General features: G+C 36.4%; 11 protein-coding genes. 8 read left to right on the forward strand and 3 right to left on the reverse strand.

Translation table 11 applies throughout. From position 1 onward, the window contains the following. Positions 1-127: 127 nt before the first annotated feature. A complete protein-coding gene (locus BC008_RS15725) occupies positions 128-688 on the forward strand; it encodes a peroxiredoxin (protein WP_407657060.1) in 561 nt (186 codons plus the stop codon). A 138-nt stretch (positions 689-826) separates the two neighbouring features. Here the strand turns inward: BC008_RS15725 and BC008_RS15730 are convergent, their stop codons facing one another. The 3 genes from BC008_RS15730 to BC008_RS15740 all read right to left on the reverse strand — a co-directional run bounded on the left by BC008_RS15730 (position 827) and on the right by BC008_RS15740 (position 4052). Next, positions 827-1795, reverse strand: a complete 969-nt coding sequence (locus BC008_RS15730; protein WP_027844348.1) for an N-acetylglucosamine kinase — start codon at positions 1793-1795, stop codon at positions 827-829. 74 nt (positions 1796-1869) lie between these two features. Continuing rightward, positions 1870-2649: a class I SAM-dependent methyltransferase gene (locus BC008_RS15735; protein WP_201026132.1), complete on the reverse strand. Its 780-nt coding sequence runs from the start codon at positions 2647-2649 to the stop codon at positions 1870-1872. Between the two features lie 113 nt (positions 2650-2762). After that, on the reverse strand, positions 2763-4052 hold the full coding sequence (locus BC008_RS15740) for an AmpG family muropeptide MFS transporter (protein WP_027844350.1): 1290 nt from the start codon (positions 4050-4052) through the stop codon (positions 2763-2765). A gap of 580 nt (positions 4053-4632) precedes the next feature. On the opposite strand from BC008_RS15740, the gene BC008_RS15750 reads away from it, so the two are divergent. The 7 genes from BC008_RS15750 to BC008_RS15780 all read left to right on the forward strand — a co-directional run bounded on the left by BC008_RS15750 (position 4633) and on the right by BC008_RS15780 (position 19564). Then, positions 4633-7722 carry a valine--tRNA ligase gene (locus BC008_RS15750; protein WP_058183656.1) on the forward strand — a complete coding sequence of 1030 codons (3090 nt, stop codon included), beginning with the start codon at positions 4633-4635 and terminating at the stop codon, positions 7720-7722. Between the two features lie 255 nt (positions 7723-7977). Beyond that, a complete protein-coding gene (locus BC008_RS15755) occupies positions 7978-8412 on the forward strand; it encodes a hypothetical protein (RefSeq protein WP_027840448.1) in 435 nt (144 codons plus the stop codon). 708 nt (positions 8413-9120) lie between these two features. After that, positions 9121-12462 (forward strand): protein DpdE, encoded by a 3342-nt coding sequence (gene dpdE, locus BC008_RS15760; RefSeq protein ID WP_027840447.1) that lies wholly within the window; start codon positions 9121-9123, stop codon positions 12460-12462. Between the two features lie 1129 nt (positions 12463-13591). Continuing rightward, the gene (locus BC008_RS15765; protein WP_027840446.1) at positions 13592-14767 is read left to right on the forward strand and encodes a response regulator; all 1176 of its coding nucleotides are present in this window, start codon (positions 13592-13594) and stop codon (positions 14765-14767) included. A 263-nt stretch (positions 14768-15030) separates the two neighbouring features. Next, on the forward strand, positions 15031-15393 hold the full coding sequence (locus BC008_RS15770; RefSeq protein ID WP_027840445.1) for a response regulator transcription factor: 363 nt from the start codon (positions 15031-15033) through the stop codon (positions 15391-15393). Positions 15394-15492: 99 nt separating this feature from the next. Then, positions 15493-15966: a chemotaxis protein CheW gene (locus BC008_RS15775; protein WP_027840444.1), complete on the forward strand. Its 474-nt coding sequence runs from the start codon at positions 15493-15495 to the stop codon at positions 15964-15966. 139 nt (positions 15967-16105) lie between these two features. Continuing rightward, complete coding sequence (locus BC008_RS15780; protein WP_027840443.1) at positions 16106-19564, forward strand: GAF domain-containing protein; 3459 nt, start codon at positions 16106-16108, stop codon at positions 19562-19564. Positions 19565-19818 lie beyond the last annotated feature (254 nt).

The raw sequence follows: 19818 nt of genomic DNA on the forward strand, positions 1-19818 counted from the left end.
ACTTGTAGAAAAAATGGATCTTTTTAGAGATGATTTATCGATTAGTTTCTACTATATTTTTCATAAAATTTAGGGTTCCTAGAGTTTTTCGAGCATAGATATTTCTTAACGTAAATATCAATTAATGATGATTTATCAAAATCAAGTTCCCAATGTTACTTTTACTAATCGCTTTTCTTGGCAATCTCAGACAACCAAGGATATTTTTGGTGGTAAGCGAGTAGTACTATTTGCTTTGTCTGGTGCTTTTACTCCCACTTGCTCTTCAACTCATTTACCTCGTTATGAAGAACTTTATTTTCAAATTCGCGCCCAGGGAATAGATCAGATTATTTGTTTATCGGTTAATGATCCTTTTGTGATGTATGAATGGGGTAAACAGCAGAATATCAAAAATGTTGTTCTACTTGCCGATGGTACTGGTGAATTCACCCGTAAAATGGGAATGTTAGTAAACAAAGATAATGTAGGTTTTGGTTGGCGTTCTTGGCGTTATTCAATGGTGGTCAATGACTGCAAAATTGAGAAGATATTTGTAGAACCAGGGCTTGAAGATAATTCTCAAGTAGATCCCTTTGAAGTATCTGATGCTAATACTATGTTGAATTATTTGAAGTCTATTGGATACGTCCCGCAGACAAAAACACCATCAAGTCAAACACAAGTCAAAAATCGTACATACATGTAATGATGTATTCGAGTAGTAGTACTTTAGGTGTGTCTTTAAACTGACCGTTCAACCTTATTGATGACAATATCTCATCACTAAAATTCAGGTATAAGCTATAAACATTGGATTTTAGCAATGCTGATGGGGAGTTTCGTATTATATTAAGCTCCCCAAAGCTTGTAAACAAGCCCCATAAGCAGGTTCAAATCTCGGTAAAATTACCTCAACTCCAGGAAATATTTCAACCATAGCATTCACAAACTTCTCCCGAATTCCACTACTTCCCCACACACTTCCGGTTGTCACTACTTCCAAAGCTTCCCCCGGTTGAAAAATCGCCTCAATAACCGTAGAAGTTGCTTTAAATAACTCTTCCACAGCATCATCAATAATCTTATTTGCAACCTGATCGCCTTTTGCAGCTGCGCGATCGACAATTGGTGCTAAAGCAGCGATTTTTTTCACATCCCATCCGCGTCTGTATATGACATCTACTAAATCTTCAATATTTGCGAGTTCGAGATGTTGTTGAAAATCTGCTAACAAACAAGAATTTATTTCTCGTCCGTCATAACTTTTTAATGCAGCTTGCATTCCTGCGATCGCAATTTTGTAAGCGCTACCTTCGTCACCTAAAATATGACCCCAACCACCAACCCGTTTGGTTTTTCCTTGGGAATTTCGTCCAAAAATAATGGAACCAGTACCAGCAGCAACCACAATTCCTACGTTATGACCAATTCCCCCGACTAAAGCAATTAAAGCATCGTGACAAATTATGATGTTATGGGGTTGTAAATTCCAAGTAATGGGTAACGATCCATTGTCACGTAAATCTTGAATTATATTTTTTACTACTTCTATATCTTTGGGACGTCCAACACCTGCTAAACCTAAACAAATAGCTTTAACTTGAGTATTTTGAGTTTCAATATTTTGAATCATATTACTTGCTATTAATGATTCTTTAATAGCAGTTTCAATAGACTTTTTAGCTGCTTCAATACCAATACTTTGATAATTGGATGCACCTGCTTCACCTCTCCCTATTAGCTGACGGGAACAGTTCATCAATATACAAGTAGTTTTGCTACCCCCACCATCTATTCCTAAAACATAAGACATGAGTAATTTAAAAGTTTAGGAGAATAAAGACGATTCTAATAAAATTAGATTTATTATAAAAATCGATACTTTAATTAATATTTTTCCCCTACAATACAAACAAAACGATCATTGAATTCTAAAATATCTTTATCAGAATATTTCTGTTCGATTTCAAATACTCCTTCTTGTATTTCGTTGTCGTCAAAACTTGAAAGTAAAGACATATAGCGATTCTTCACCATCATGATATATCTATTTTTTGGTATAGATAAAGGATATTCAACAAAATCTACACTAGTTTTAAAACCTGTTTTATTAAATAATTCTACTAAATACTTGTAATCAGGCTGTAACTCTTCATACCTACTTAAAGCAGCTTCAAATAATGGATATTCAATAGTTGGTGGAAGTAGAATCAATAAAAATTTACCACCCAAGTGCAATCGAGCAAATATATTTTCGGTCAGTTTTTCTTGCTCATTTACATTTAAGTGATGAATCATTTCTTTTATCAGAATCTTATCATATTCATAAGATTGACGGGAAAATTCAACTGCATCCATAGCTACACATTTGTAATCAGAATTATCGCTTAATTGAGCGAGCATATTTGCAGAAATATCGCAGCAAATTACAGGATTGTCAAAACCAACAATATTATTAATCTCTTTGGTGAAAAGCCCAGTACCACAACCTAAATCGAGAAAAATATCCTGAGATTTAAATTCTAATTTTTTAACTATTTTTTCACTAATAAATATAATGAAATCTTGTGAATATGTCCATAATTCATCAAAATTTACAGCTATATTTTGGTAGTGTTTTTGTACCTGTTCTTTATTTTGACAGGATTCTTGAATATTATCAGACACTTTTTATTACCTTGAAATGATTATAGTATAATAGCAACTAAAAAATAAGGTGCGTTACGACTTTCGCTTAACACACCCTATAGAATAACAAAACAATCAAATTAATAAACAAGTTAGATAGTTTTCTGTTGTTTACCTTCTTCTCCATTCAAAGGTAAAAAGAATATTGTCAACATTCCGGGGATAGTTGCTAAAAATACTATTCCAAAAAATAATGGATACCCCACAGATTCTTGAATTGTTCCACTAATAGCTCCAGGTATCATCATCCCCAAAGCCATTAAACCTGTAGATATGGCGTAGTGAGATGTTTTATATTCTCCTTTGCAAATGTACATTAAGTAAACCATAAATGCAGTAGTTCCAATTCCATATCCAAATTGTTCGATGGAAACTAAAGGATAAACAAATTGAATTGGAGGTTTAGCTACAGCCATGTATACATAAAATAAATTTGGTAAATTTAGCGATAAAGCCATTGGAAACAAAGATTTTTTTAAACCAAATTTAGAAATTAATATTCCTCCCAGAATACCTCCACAAATTAGAGAAACTAATCCGAATGTTCCATATATGTAGCCAACATCTTCTGTTGCAAGTCCTAACCCACCTGCTGCTGTTTGATCTAATAAAAATACAGATGCTAGCTTGAGCAACATCGCTTCCCCAAATCTGTAAAACAGAATAAATAATAAGATTATGTAAACTTTATTCTGTTCAAAATAAGAACGAAAAACATTCACCCAAGATACATTTTGAACTGTTTTATTATCTAAATTATTGTGAGAATTTGATTCGGGAGCAGGTAAAATCAGGGCATGAAAAATAAATAAAACTGCAAAAATTACAGCCGCAACACCAATTGCGATTGACCAACTGAGGGGATTATTTCCAGTACTTTTTTCTAAACGACCTGCTAAAATCACTAGAAATCCAGTACAAAATAGCATCGCTAGTCGATAAAAGAAGGTGCGAATCCCAACAAAAAAAGCTTGCTGTCCTGGATTAAGTGCAAGCATGTAAAAGCCATCTGTGGCAATATCATATGTAGCAGAAATAAATGCTCCCACTGCAAAAGCTGCTAGAGATATAAAAAAGAAATTTGGTAGCTGTAAAGATAGTGCGACCAAAGCCAAACAACCGGACATCGCAAATTGAGTGGTCAGCAACCATCTTCTTTTTGTGGAAAACGTATCAACAAATGGACCCCAAAACATTTTAATTACCCAAGGTAAATAAAGAAAACTCGTCCACAGGGTAATTTGAGCGTTATCAACTCCCAGTCTTTTATATAAAATTGTGGAAACTACATTAATAATCATGTAGGGTATGCCTTGGACAAAGTAAAGACTAGGTACATAAAACCAAGGGGAAAGCGAAGACGACTTAGTTTGAGCTTCCATAAATGTGGTAAATGAGTTTGATATAAATTAGGTGTGGAGAAACGTAATTAAGTAACCTTTACAGACGTAGATGTACGGTTACTTGTTGCAGATGCGAATTATACATGTCTGATGGTTCTTAATTGCACAATTAAAGTACTTCCGTCCAGATTATTTCATTTATCTTCATCAAATTGGACGAATTAGCTGGGTTTATTAACCTTTAAGTACTTGTAATTATTAGCTATTCTTCACAGAATTCAATTTTTCCGTCAATAATTATTGATACATCGAGGAGAAGTAAGGAGTAATGAGTGATGAGTAATGAGTGATGAGTGATGAGTGATGAGCAAGGATTACCCGTTACCAATTACCAATTACCAATTACCAATCACCAATTACCAATCACCAATTACCAATTACCCATTACCCATTACCAATCTAGTACTACTGCTATAATACAAAACGTAACCTGTAATTCCAAACAGGTACTTTTGTTTTTGGTAATTAAAAACATTTACATAAATTTAGATCGAAGAGTCCGACTTCTGCTATAAATAGCAACGTCGCCTTCTTTCTTGACCTATTGGTATTTTCCAGCATGACCGCAACAATTACTAATTTACCCAGTGTTTACGATCCCTTCGCCACAGAAGCCAAGTGGCAGAAGTTTTGGGAAGATAATCAAGTATACAAAGCTGACCCCGATAAGGGTGGTGAACCTTTCTGTGTGGTAATTCCACCACCAAATGTCACCGGTACTTTACACATGGGTCATGCTTTCGATAATACCTTGATTGATACCACTGTGCGCTACCAACGCCTGAAGGGACGTAATGCTTTGTATTTGCCTGGAACCGACCATGCCAGTATTGCTGTCCATACCATTTTGGAAAAACAGCTTGAAGCTGAAGGTAAAACTCGCAAGGACTTAGGGCGAGAAAAATTTCTCGAACGTGCTTGGGAATGGAAAGCTCAATCAAAAGGAACAATTGTTAATCAGTTGCGCCGTTTGGGTGTGTCGGTGGACTGGACGCGGGAAAGATTCACGTTAGATGAGGGTTTGTCTCAGGCGGTTTTAGAAGCTTTTGCCCGTCTGTATGATGAAGGCTTAATTTATCGTGGCAATTACATGGTAAATTGGTGCCCCAAATCACAGTCTGCTGTATCCGATCTGGAAGTAGATAAAAAGGAAGTAGATGGAAATCTTTGGCATTTTCGTTACCCATTAACAGATGGTTCCGGTTATGTGGAAGTGGCGACAACCCGACCAGAAACAATGTTGGGTGATACAGCGGTAGCGGTAAATCCTAACGACGATCGCTACAAAGGTTTTGTTGGCAAAACTTTAACTTTGCCAATTATGAATCGGGTAATTCCAATTATTGCTGATGAATTAGTCGATCCAAGTTTTGGTACTGGCTGTGTTAAAGTTACTCCAGCCCATGACCCGAATGATTTTGCCATGGGTAAGCGTCACAATTTGCCGTTTATCAATATTATGAATAAGGACGGTACTCTCAATGAGAATGCCGGAGAATTTAAGGGTCAAGACCGTTTTGAGGCGAGAAAAAATGTTATTGCTCGTTTAGAAGCAGATGGTGTTTTAGTTAAGGTAGAAGATTACAAACATACGGTTCCCTACAGTGAACGCGGTAAAGTTCCCGTAGAACCTTTAATCTCCACCCAATGGTTTGTAAAGATTCGCCCCTTAGCTGATAAAGCTTTGGCTTGTCTGGATGAAGGTAATTCACCACGGTTTGTCCCCCAACGTTGGACTAAGGTATACCGTGACTGGTTGGTTAAGTTAGAAGATTGGTGTATTTCTCGTCAGTTGTGGTGGGGACATCAAATTCCGGCTTGGTATGCTGTGAGTCAAACAGATGGAGAGATTACCGATAGTACACCGTTTGTTGTTGCCAAAAATGCGATCGAAGCACATGAAAAAGCTGTTGCTAAATTTGGCGATAATGTCCGCTTAGAAAGAGACCCAGATGTTTTAGATACCTGGTTTTCTTCTGGACTTTGGCCTTTTTCCACTTTAGGATGGCCAGAACAAACAAAAGATTTCCAGACTTATTATCCTACCGCGACTTTGGTTACGGGTTTCGACATCATCTTTTTCTGGGTCGCTAGAATGACCATGATGGCGGGACATTTTACTGACAAAATGCCATTTAAAGATGTTTACATCCACGGCTTGATTTTGGATGAGAAGGGTCAGAAAATGTCCAAATCTAAAGGAAATGGTATCGATCCTTTAGTCTTAATCAATAAATATGGAACGGATGCTGTACGCTACACCTTAATTAAAGAAGTTGCAGGTGCAGGTCAAGATATTCGTTTAGAGTATGATCGCAAAAAAAATGAATCATGCACCGTAGAAGCTTCCCGCAATTTTGCCAATAAGTTGTGGAATGCAGCGCGGTTTGTGATGATGAATTTAGACGGTCAAACGCCGGAGAATTTAGGCAAACCAGTCGCAACAGAACTGAGCGATCGCTGGATTCTTTCTCGTTACAACCAAGTTATCCAACAAACCTGTAAATATATGGATAACTACGGCTTGGGAGAAGCTGCAAAGGGATTATATGAATTTATTTGGGGCGATTTTTGCGACTGGTACATTGAATTAGTTAAAGCGCGTTTGCAAAAAGATGCTGACCCTGAATCTCGGAAAGTTGCTCAGCAAACTCTAGCTTATGTATTGGAAGGGATTTTAAAATTACTTAATCCCTTTATGCCCCATATTACTGAAGAAATTTGGCAAACTCTCACCCAACAACCGGATAATTCTTCCACAAGTTTGTCCGTACAATGTTACCCGGAAGTTGAAACCGGCTTAATTGATGGAGAATTAGAAACCCAGTTTGAATTGTTAATTGGTACCATTCGTACCATTCGTAACCTACGCGCTGAAGCTGACGTTAAACCTGGTGTAAAAGTCAAGATTAATTTACAAAGTGACAACGAAAAAGAAAGAAAACTTCTCAACGCCACACAAACTTACATTAAAGACTTGGCGAAAGTTGAAACTTTAAGTATCAGCACAAGCAATCTGCAAAACAATACTGAGAAAACAACAACTGAAACAGAACAAAAATCTCGTATTAATTGGAAGAAACTTGGAATAATTGTCTTGGGTATTTACCTACTGAGATTAGGTTTTAATATTGTCGATACCATCGATAATATTCCTTTAGTTGGAGGTTTATTTGAAGTTATTGGGCTTGGATATGGCATTTGGTTTATTCGTAAAAATCTTCTGTCAACTGAAAACAGACAAAAATTTTTCCAGAAATTCTTTGCTTTTGTTGATAAACAAAACCCAATTTCCACCCCAGACACAACTCCAATTGAGTCATTAGAAGCGGTTTCAGAGCCAGAAACAGAAAAAGCTATTGCTGGTGTTGTTGGTACGGTACAAGTAATTCTACCGTTGGAAGGGGTAACAGATATTGATGCCTTTGCCAGCAAACTGCAAAAACGTTTAACCAAACTCGAAACTCAAATCAAATCCCTCAGTGGTAGATTGGGTAATTCTAAGTTTGTTGAACAAGCACCAGAAAATGTTGTCCAGGGAGTGCGCGACGATTTAGCCGAAGCACAAACTCAAGCTAAAATTCTTGGCGATCGCCTACAAAGTATTCTTGGTGAAGCTAAAAATGAAGCCAAAACTGAAGTCAAGTAATTCATGTGGCAATATCGGGTGATAGTCTTGTTATACGAGAAAATATTTCTTTTATCCATAGAAATATCCTTAGAGCAAAGCTATTACCTGTAGAGACGCGATGCATCGCGTCTCTGCAACTCTTAGTCCTACTATAAATTCTAAAATTTAGATATGACGTCCAACTAGACATTACTTGACTGTATTAACATATCTAATTCCTGATTTAGGTTAGCATAGGCTAAGGTGTGGATTTTGATACTCGCAGTTTTATTTATGCTGTATCTAGCCCAGGTGCATAGAAACCAATTTTTAGACCAATTCCAGTTAAAACTCTTGGCGCGCCAAGAAGCAGAAAACATTTGGGCTACGATCCCAGAAGAAACTTGTATTTTGTTGGGGAAAGGTAATACTCTGAATGAGAAATTACTTGTACTTGTAGAACTTTCCTCCACAGGTGAAATTGAGCGCATAGAAGAAGCGACAAACTGGATTTTGGAAATAGTTGATAAGTATCTTAATAGTGGAATTACTCCAGAATTTTTACGTCAAGAAGCCGAACGGGCGGAACAGTGGCGACAAGACTTGACTTTACAAAATCAGGACTTAGCACGTCGTTCCCTGGAATTAGAAGCGCGTCGGGAACAAATCCAAGCATTAGAAGAAAGTTTAATGCGGGAAAAACAAGACGAAAATAAACCAAATTCATGACCTAGAGGTTAATAAATATTTTGTCGTCAAGGGTGCAAAACTGTTGAATCTTAATATTTTTGTTTTAATATCTTAGTTTTTATGTTTTAACTTTTAGTTCTATGAGTGCTAAGATTTAGTGTCGGTCATTTAGTGTTATCCAAAGTGAAAGCTAAATGGACAGTGCATTTGAGGGCATAATTCAGGTGTTGTGTTCTCTTTAGGAGAACTAATAATTATCCTGTATTGTGCCGGTCCCCATCTTCTCAAAATACAATCCGGTGAATTTCACCCCCGGAGCTAGGGAAGTGGGAGTTGTAGAAAATCAGTTTCTTTTGTTTTAATAAAAAAGCTTAAGGCGAATGGAAAATAAGGGAATACGGAACATAAGGTTCTAAGATAATATATGCCGTAAATATTAAACTTAATATGCGCACGAAATTGTAGACCTTGAATGTCATCAAAAATTCAATTACCGTTGGTATTTATTGCTTAGTCATCATCTATATCAGTTAGTAATTTGGTAATTTCTGGTAAATCTAGAATTACCTGGCTAAAATGCAGACTTGGGATTCAATTCCTAGTCGAGGTATACACTACCGACTTGTGACACATCTAATCCTACAAAATCAAATGCCTACAGGGTAAGTTTTTCCCATAAATATCCTAACGGCATTCTATTGTTAACTGCACCACATAAGCAGCTAAATTCGTTTTACACCAGAAAACATGATAAAGCTTGGTTCATTAGTGCGTTCGGGCACTAATAACTTGGGGATAGGAAAAGTAATCGATGTATCCGATCCCCAAATAACTGTTGAGTATTTTTGTTCAGTTGCGCAACGCGTTAAAGCATCTGTACCCTTAAACTCCCTATCTCGTATTCGGCTACAACCCCAAACCAGATGTTACATCCGGGATGAACTCCAAGACACCTGGAATATAGGTAGAATTTACGAATGGGACGAAGATAGAAGCCACTATCAAATCGACTTACCGGATTGCAAAACAATCTTGGCTCGGGAAGAAGATGTTTATGTTCGTTGCAACATGCACATCGCCGACCCAATCGAAACCTTGGCTATTAAAGGTCATGAAACACCTTATTTTCATGACAAGCGATTGAACTTGGTTCAGTGTTTAATTGAGCAACGCGCCCTTAGCCATGGAATGACAGGCTTGATGTCGGCAAATATCAAGCTTTATCCCCATCAAGTGGAGGTTGTCCGTCGTGTTCTTGAAGATCCGATCCAACGTTATCTTTTAGCTGATGAGGTAGGGTTAGGTAAGACTATTGAAGCTGGTGCAATTCTCAGACAGTATTTACTAGACGAATCAACCGGTACTGCAATAGTAATAGTTCCTCAATATTTAGTTGAGCAATGGCGAACTGAATTAGAACAAAAATTTTATATTTCCCATTTTGGCAAACGGGTACAGGTAATAGCCTTTGAGGATATGAATCGGGTTAGCCTGAATCTTGAATTGGGTTTAATGATTGTAGATGAAGCCCATCACATCGCAGCAACGGCGATATCTACCGATTCGATTCAGCGCCGACAGTTTCAGACTTGTAAACAACTAGCACATAAAAGCGATCGCCTCCTCTTACTTTCGGCGACCCCAGTCCTTAACAACGAGCGGGATTTCTTGGCAATGTTACACTTGCTAGATCCCATTAGCTATCCCCTTGACAATCTAGACGATTTTCGTAACAGAGTAAAAAAACGCTCCTCGGTTGGTAAGGTTTTACTTTGTTTCCAGGAAGGGGCGAAATCATCTGTTCTAAAAGAAAATATCGGTGAATTGCGCCAGCTATTTGCTGAAGATAAATATGTTTTAGATCTGGCGACGGAATTAGAAAGTTGTTTGCAGAAGAGCTCTGCAAGTGCGGATACCGATAAAGATAAACTGATTCGAAAAATTCGCAATCACATCAGCGAAACCTACCGTTTGCATAATCGGATGCTTCGGAATCGCCGTGCTGCAGTTGAAGATGTGATATTTGATCGCAATGTAGTACCAAAAGTCGAATACGATCTAGACGAACGTAGTTTTGATATCCATGAATTACTAGAAAATTGGCGTCAAGCAGCCCCCCAACAAGAAGAATACCAACGAATCTTTTCACTGCTATTCCGTGGAGCAGGTACCTGGTTTGGGGTCCTCAAAGACGTAATTACAGCACGTTTGGGTAGTAAAAGCTCTGCTGTACGCTTGCGTGAATTTAGTGCTGATGACATCCAAAAATTAACCGAAACCCCCTTATTTGAGGGAGAAGAAAAGATTCTCCAAGATTTGCTGAAAATCATCAATCAACCTTCTGAAGATGGCGATCGCCTCGAACTGCTCAACACAGTTATTCTTTATCGGCTTTCAGAAATCTTTCAGTTGCAGTCTTGGCGCAGCAATCTTGGTAAGTTATTAGAATTGTTAAAACAACGAATTCACAGACCAATGACTGGTCAAAAATTACCAAAAATCGTTGTTTTCACTAGTTTTACCCAAACTGGTAATCAAATTATCAAATTTTTGGTGCAAAAATTTGGTGAAGTTTCCGTTGCAGGTCATATTTTGGGACAATCCCGGACTCAAATAGAACAAAACTTAACCAAGTTCAAAACTAATCCCAATTGTTTTATCTTAATTTCTGATTCCTCTGGGGAAGAAGGACATAACCTCCAGTTTGCTGACTGGATGATTAATTTCGATTTACCAAGATTACCAAGTCGTTTGGAACAAAGAATCGGTAGGATAGACCGCATTGGTCGTCCTTTGGAAGTTGACCTGACGGTATTTGCTGGCGTCGACTTGGAAGATAGTCCCCACGACGCTTGGTATCAGCTGCTAAAAAATGGGTTTCGTATTTTTGACCGTTCTATCGCTGGATTGCAGTATTACGCAGATGAAAAAATCCCAGAGGTTGAAACAATTCTATTTAAATCTGGGGGAAATGAGTTATTAAAAGTAATACCTGAGATTCAAAAGGAAACAGCCGAAGAAGAAGTAAAAATTAGCGAACAAAATATCCTCGATGAAATTGATGTTGGGGATGAGAACGTCGCAGAGTATTTTCAGAAACTTGATGATTACGACGCCCGTCACCAAGAAATTCAACGTGCGATAGAAGGTTGGATTTGCCAAGGTTTATTGTTTCAACAACGCGAAGACGTAAATTTAAAAGGAGTAGGACGTTATCTGGCGACAAAACGCACCCTAGTTCCCGCAAATCAATTAAAAAGTCTGTTTGCGAAACATATCAAAGACCCAGGAACTTACGATCGCAGAATTGCAAACCAAACAACAGGAACTAAGTTATATCGGATTGGTGAGGGGTTAATGACAATCCTCACATCCTATGTTCGTTGGGACGATCGGGGTCAAGCTTTTGCATTATGGCGCACCGATGAATCTTGGGATGTAACCGAAGGTAAGGAGTGGTTTGGCTTCCGTTTTGATTATGTAGTTGAAACTGACCTGAGCGCAGCTAAAGAAGTTGTGAAAAACTATGGGCTTGATGTCAGGAAATTAAAAAGCTTAAAACGCCGTGCTGATGCTTTATTTCCACCACTGATCAAAACGGTATTTCTTGACACTCGTGGCGAGCAAATGTCAATTGTTGAAGATGAAAATTTAAAGCAGATTTTGCAACGTAAATACAGTGGTAAAAGCTATAAAGCCACCCGAGATTACAATTTAGCTAAAAATCGCTTAGAAATTTTGGATCGATTCGTCCCCGCTGAAGATTGGCAAGATTTTTGTCGTCAAGCACGCACAACCTCAGAAGAATTACTGAAACAACAACCTAACTTCATGGAGTTATGCCAAAAGCGCGCTTTCTTTGCCGAAAATAAGTTAGAAACCCGCATAAATCAATTACGGCTGAGACTTCAACGACATTCAGAGACAGAGAAAATACCGAATTCTTCATTAACTGAAGAACTAGATACCGAGACTGCTTTGGGTGAAGCTGTGATGGAAGGAATTTATAATCCTAGTATTAGACTAGACTCTGTTGGTTTCATTGTTGTTTCTGGACAACCCCCACAGCAGCCTGAGGGAGAAGAATAATCGGAAAATTAAGTTTGGGATTAGATATTGGTGTCCAAACTTCGATTTGAATTTATAGTAGAATTTTGTGCTGTAGACACCCTCATTGTCTGTGCTTACGCCCCCGCACCTCACAATCACTGTAGCCACGCCACCTACAAAATAAAACGGATGCGTCACGCTTACGCTAAGCACTAACAGTAGCCAGAAGATAGGAGATAGGAGTTAAATAATCCTTAAATCTAGCTTTTAGTTATGCCTCAGCGATTTGCAATCTGCTATAAGTCATATCACCGACAACAAATCATAAAATTATTTTGTAGAGGCTCAGCAATGTTGCTGGGTCTCTATAATAATTTATCTGGAAATATCCTTAAAAAATAAAATCAGAATTTACACGGTTTTATTTAGTAATATCAATGCTTAGTATTAAGCATAAGCAATTTAACTGGCACTTTATGCAAACAATTTATTGATACTGATCGGAATCAATCTAGTATCCCTTTATAAAGAATATTATTGATTAATTTTACAGTCATTAAAATGACATTTAATTTTAATTTTTGTAGAGATATATCGAATTAAGTATTTGTATAAATAAAGGGATGAGATATTTTTTCGAGGTTAAATCTAATGTATCAAATTGAGTTTAACTTTAGGGAAATCATAGAAATGGAAATAATCAAGTCCTATATTTTCAAATATACTTTCAAAATTCAATAATCCTGGGAAACACTACATAATAATTAAATCATCGAACCAAGAGAATCTTACTAAACTACAGATGTGAGATACAAAATACTCAGATAATAGGATTATTTTGCTCGCAAAGATGAGTAAAATTTTCCATATTGTTTTGTATTGCTAGTAATCTGTCAGTCAAATATTGAAGGATAATTTATTGGTACTTAGTTGAGCTACAGGGTTCTTTAATTAATATTTTGTATGTTTACTGGTATCAGTCTGTCCCTGATAGTACAAATACGAACCCAAATCTTGATATCGGCATTTTTCGGTCAAAATTTTTAGAACTGAGATACCAAAATTCCAACTATAAATCATCCAAAGTTGAAAATTATCTTAAGTTGATGTGACAGAGTACCAGTCTTAATTTTACTGCATATTAACTTATTAATCGAAGGGACAAAATATGAGCTATCCAGAATTGATGGTAGCGAGTAATTTACTCGATGAGTTTAAACAATGCACTCAACTACAATACAGTGGAAAGCTAAACATTAAAAGTTCAAAAGAACATAAATGGAGATTTTACTATCGTCTTGGACGCATAGTCTGGGCTACAGGTGGTACTCACCCCTTTCGCCGGTGGCGAAGATACATGGCTCAATATTGTCCAGAGATTAATGTAGATAAAATACAGTTAAGCAGTGATGATACTTCAGAAGATTACTGGGATTATCGCATTCTAGAAATCTTGCATAAAAAACAAAAAATTAACCGCGAACAAATCAGTACTATCGTTGAGCATACAATCGCAGAACTCTTATTTGATTTAGCTCAACAAGCAAATTTCAATTTGGTTAGTTGCGAACGCAAGCAAGACGTAATCTTGGAAGCTCCAATGAGCTTTACAAGTGCAGATATGTCCTTAAAGTTTATGCAGGATTCGTGGAAAATGTGGTCAGAAGGAGGATTAGCAAATTTTTCACCAGACTTAGCACCAATATTACGTCGCTCCGAGCAACTAAAACAGATGGTTAGTCCATCTGTATATAAAAATTTTGTAGTTTTGATGAATGGTAAGTATACTTTGCGGGATTTAGCTGTAAAAATGAAGCAAACACCGCTAGCAATTGCACGTTCTCTACTACCCTATGTTCTCAAAGGTATTATTGAATTAGTAACAGTACCTGACCTACCGTTAAAAACTATCCAAAAAAATAAGAAAACAGTTCCAAATAAAGCAAAAAACTCTGGTGGTTCCCTAATTGCTTGTGTAGATGACAGCCCTCAGGTATCCCAAATGTTGGAACAAATATTGATTCCGAATGGGCTGCGGCTTGTTAAAATCCAAGACCCTTTACAAGCTTTACCTGTATTAATAGAACATAAACCAGATTTAATTTTCTTAGATCTAGTTATGCCCGTAGCAAGTGGTTATGAAATTTGTGCTCAGCTACGTAGAGTATCTCTTTTTGCTGAAACACCAGTTATTATACTTACGGGAAGTGATGGTCTTTTTGATAGAGTCAGAGCTAAGGTCGTTGGTTCTACAGATTTTATAACTAAACCTGTAGTTGCAGAGAAAGTCATGAGTGTTATACGCAAATATTTACAGTCGCAAAAAACAGCTAATATGCACTAATAGAATAGTGGTTTCGTAGGTTTCTAAGAAATTAAGATACTAAAAATTTAAAAATTTCATTTTTTGTAATTTGAATTTATTACTCATCATATCTTTATTTTTTGCTTGTAGATAGACAAGTGTATACTTTGACTAAGTTAAATAAAACCTCAAAATGAGATGACAATAATTCTTCTATATATAAAGTAATCTACCCTTAAAGACTTCATTAAAATAGATTTTGCTCACTCAATAAAAAACTTTTTAACAGATAATTAATCATCATGAATACAGTTTTAGTTGTTGAAGACGGATTAACAGATATGGAAATAATTAGTAGTTATTTACAACTGGCTGGATACTCCGTCATAACTGCAAATAGTGGTGAAGATGCCCATAAAAAATTAACTAAAAATAAGCCAGATATAATTCTCTTAGATGTAATTTTGCCAGGTAAGAGTGGATTTGAAATTTGTAGAGATTTAAAAAAGAATCCAAATACCAGTAAAATACCTGTAGTTTTTTGCTCTACAAAAAATACTGATGTAGATAAAATGTGGGGTGATATGTTGGGTGCTGATGCCTATATTTCTAAACCAGTTGATCGAGATGAATTAACAAAAGTTTTACAGAAACTTAAGAAGTAACAATAATAAATATCGCATTAAATACAAAATATAAGAACATGAATATTTGCACGAAAACATTTAATAAAATATCGATTATTCAGTAAAAGGAAGATAGATTTGGACAGCAAAAATAAATTTTTAAGTTTTAACTTGGGTAATATAGATACAGCCGTAATTTTATTAGAAAAAATCACAGAAGTTGTACCAATCTCATTGACAGAAATATGCAGTGTTCCCCAAATGCATAATTATATTTTAGGAATATATAATTGGCGGGGTGAAATGCTATGGATAATTGATTTAGAAGAAATGTTGGGGTACACATCAGTCATACAAGAGGCACCTTTAACTTTAAAAATGATGGTGATTGTTGTACAAGCAGAAGGTAAATATTTAGGTCTTCTAGTTCGTAAGTTAATCGATATCTGTTGGCTAGATACTGATTTAATGAAATCACCAGATCCTCAACTTTTTAAATCAGATATTATTCCCAGATTGCATGGCTACTTTATTGGTAAGTCCGAGGATATCATTATTAGCTTAGATGCTAATGCTATTATCAAATCTCCTGCTTGGGAAATCTATAGTTAATCGAAATTTATTTTTATTTCTTATGTAAGTAACATCGATTTATTAATAATCTCCATTCTTAAATTTTAAAAATTACAAAATAAATTTAATATTTTTCAAATAATTTGTTTATTTTTTTTGTTGTTTGAGGTTCATATTCATGACTGATATTTATCAAGATAGTAAAGAAAAAGAATGTCATATAAATGAATTAGATAATGAAGAAAATATACAGGATGATTTTTCTTGCACCCCCTCAGATAAAATTACAGCAATTGTTAATCGTGTAAGTACAGAAAAAAAGACAACTGATGAAATATTTAAAGATTGGCGACAGCAATCAACTAAGATAGCCAATAAAATTCGTAAAACTACAAGTATTGATACTTTATTACAAATAGTTAGTTCGGAAATCCGAGAAAATTTAGAAGTAGATCGGGTCTTTATTTATCAATTTAGTGCAGAAGAATCTGGGGTTATTTTAGCAGAATCCATCGTTCAGGGATGGACGCCCACAAAAGGAGAAATCCTCCCAGTAGTTACTTTTGGTTTAGAAACTAAAAGCTTATATTTAGATGTCGTAACAATTGATGATATTAAAGAGGTTGAACTTACACCCTATCAATTACAGTTATTAGAAAAATATCAAGTAAAGTCTAGTTTAATTCTACCAATTTTTCTCGAAAATGATGTTTGGGGTTTATTGGGAGTACATAATTGTTCTACAGCTTGTCAATGGAAAGAATTCCAAATTAGTTTACTTGAGCGAGTGACAGTTGAAGTCACCCAAAAATTAAGAGATTTGGAAGTCGAGGAAAAATTAGCAGACCAAGCTCAAAAACAACGCTCTCTAAATAAGATTATTGACAAACTCCAACGTCCTTACAAAATCGAACAAATTTTTAAAATTGCAACTCAAGAAGTACGTCAATTACTCAAATGCGAGCGCGTTGCTGTTTATCATTTCGAGCGAGAATGGAACGGTGAATTTATTGCTGAGTCTATAGCTACTGGTTACTCACCTTTTGTAGGAGATGAAATTCAAAATTTCTGGGAAGATACAACTTTACAGGAAACTCAGAGCGATCGCTATCGTGAACGCGAAACTTTTACAGTTAACGATATCTATGAAGCTGGTCACTCAGAATCTCATCTAGAGATTCTTGAACAATTTGAAGTGAAAGCTTATGCAGTTGCACCAATATTTGTCGGACAAAGATTGTGGGGTTTAGTCACCGCTTATCAAAATACTGCACCGCGTGCATGGAAAAGCTGGGAAGTTAATTTTCTAAAGCAAGTTGCAATTAATTTTGGGATTGCTGTTTCCCAAGCAGAATATATGGAGTTAATCCAAGCTCAGTCATATCGATTAGCTCAAACAACAGAACGTCAGCAAAATGTAATTTATCTAACACGTAGAATTGCTCAAACACTAACAGAGAAATTTACTGACTCTTCCCAGTTTGAGATTATTCTCCAAACCACTGTTGCTGAAGTTCGCCGATTATTACAAGCAGACCATACAGTTATTTATCGCTTCAATTCTGACCGGAGTGGAGATTTTATTGCTGAGTCTTTAGATCGAGGTTGGACTTCTTTTAAAGAAAAACTCACAGAAAAACAAATAGATCCAGAATTACTCCAAGAAAACGCTCACTGCGAGTCTATTCGCTCTTTAGAAAATACTTATAAGACAGACATTGAGCGAGGTGCTTATAAAAATGAAGAGACATACCTTCAAGATCCTCAAGCAATTAAATCTCAACAAAATAAAGCATTTGCTATTAATGATATTTCCCAGGCTCAATTTCCTCGATGCTACAAAGATTTGCTGGAACAATTTGAAGCAAAGGCTTATTTGATAGTACCAATTTTTCAAAATAATCAACTTTGGGGATTGTTAGCAACTTATCAACACTCTGATATTCGTATTTGGGAAGATTACGAAATCAGTGCAATGGGACAAATTGCAGTATTGTTAGGAGTGGCTTTACAGCAAACAGAATACGTACGGGAACTGCAAGTGCGATCGCGTAAAATACAACAAGCTGCAGAACAAAAACAGCTAGTTAGTAATATTGTTGAACGCATCCGTCAATCTACGGGAGATTTAGAAAACCTATTCAACTCTACAGCAAAAGAAATTCGTAGTCTGTTAAGTGCTGATCGGGTTGGAGTATTTCGTTTTTGTGTAGAAAATGGCAACTATGACGAAGGCGAGTTTATTGCTGAAGATGTTCTAAAGCCTTATAAATCGGTACTCAAAGGTAAAGTTCAGGATCGTTGTTTTAGCGAACAATATCATTCCGATTATCGCGAAGGTAAAATTCAAGCTATTCCCGACATTTATAACGCTGGTTTTAGTAAATGTCATATAGAAATATTAGCAGAGTTAGAGATTCGGGCAAACTTGATTGTACCCCTCATTAAAGGCGATGATTTGTGGGGATTCTTATGCATTCACCAGTGTAGCGAACCTAGAAATTGGGAAGAACAAGAAATTGATTTAATCAAACAAATCTCTGTTCAATTTGGAGTTGTATTGCAACAAGCAGAATACCTGGAAAAATTACAGGTTCAGTCTCAACAATTAACTGCAGCAGCAGCAAAAGATAAACAAGCCAAGGAAGAATTCCAAAAACGTGCGATCGAACTATTAGCAGCAGTCAGACCTGCACTTGACGGCGATTTAACAGTGCGCGCTCCAATTGCGGAAGATGAATTAGGTACAATTGCTGATGCTTATAACAATACTTTGCAAGCGTTGCGGCAAATAGTTTTACAGGTACAAACAGCAGCTCAACAAGTTGCAGAAAACTCTCAACGCAGTAACGGAGCACTTACGGGATTAACAACCTTAGCTCAACAACAGTCCCATGAAGTGAATGAGGCTTTAAATGAAATTCAACAAACCGTAGATTCAACTCAAGCAGTTGTCGCAAATGCTGAGTCAGTGCAAGTTGTGGTTACCCGCACCAATGCAACAGTCAACCTGGGTGATACAGCCATGAATCGGACTGTAGAAGCAATGGAGACAATTCGTGAAACTGTTGCTCAAACCAGTAAAAAAATTAAACGTTTGAGTGAATCTTCGCAAAAAATCTCTAAAGTAGTAAACCTAATTAGTAATTTTGCCACTCAAACCAACGTACTGGCGTTAAATGCTGCGATTGAAGCAACCCGTGCAGGTGAATATGGTAAAGGCTTTGCAGTAGTAGCGGATGAAGTTCGTTCTTTATCTCGTCAGTCAGCAGCAGCGACCATCGAAATTGAAAAGTTGGTTCAGGAAATCCAAGAGGAAACTGGAGATGTTGCAGTTGCGATGGAAGATGGTATCCAACAGGTAGTTGAAGGTACGACTTTAGTTAGTGAAACTCGCCAAAATTTAAATGAGATTGTAGCTGCAACAAGCGAAATTAGTAGCTTGCTTCAAGAAATTACCGATGCAACCCAAACTCAAATGTTGCAATCCGTATCAGCAACAGCATCCATGAAGGATGTCGCCCAAATTGCGAATAAAACCGCAGTTGAAGCTAATGGTATTGCTACTGTTTTCCAACAATTATCAGAAATGGCACAGGAACTATTAATGAGTGCAAGTAAATTTAAAGTTGACTAAAACAAAGACACATAAACTATTTGCAGTTTATTTTCGAATTTCAGTTCTGGGTCAATAAATATAAGGCGTTCTACTAGAACGTCTTTACTCCTAACTCTTGAATTTTGTATAGACCCAGCATGCTACGTCTTTATTATTCATTATTCATTACCCATTACTTATTACTGATTACTGATTACTTATTACTTATTAATTATTACTTATTACTGATTACTTATTACTTATTACTTATTACTGATTACTTATTACTTATT

Origin of the sequence: Mastigocoleus testarum BC008, assembly GCF_001456025.1 — a bacterium.
GTDB lineage: Bacteria > Cyanobacteriota > Cyanobacteriia > Cyanobacteriales > Nostocaceae > Mastigocoleus > Mastigocoleus testarum.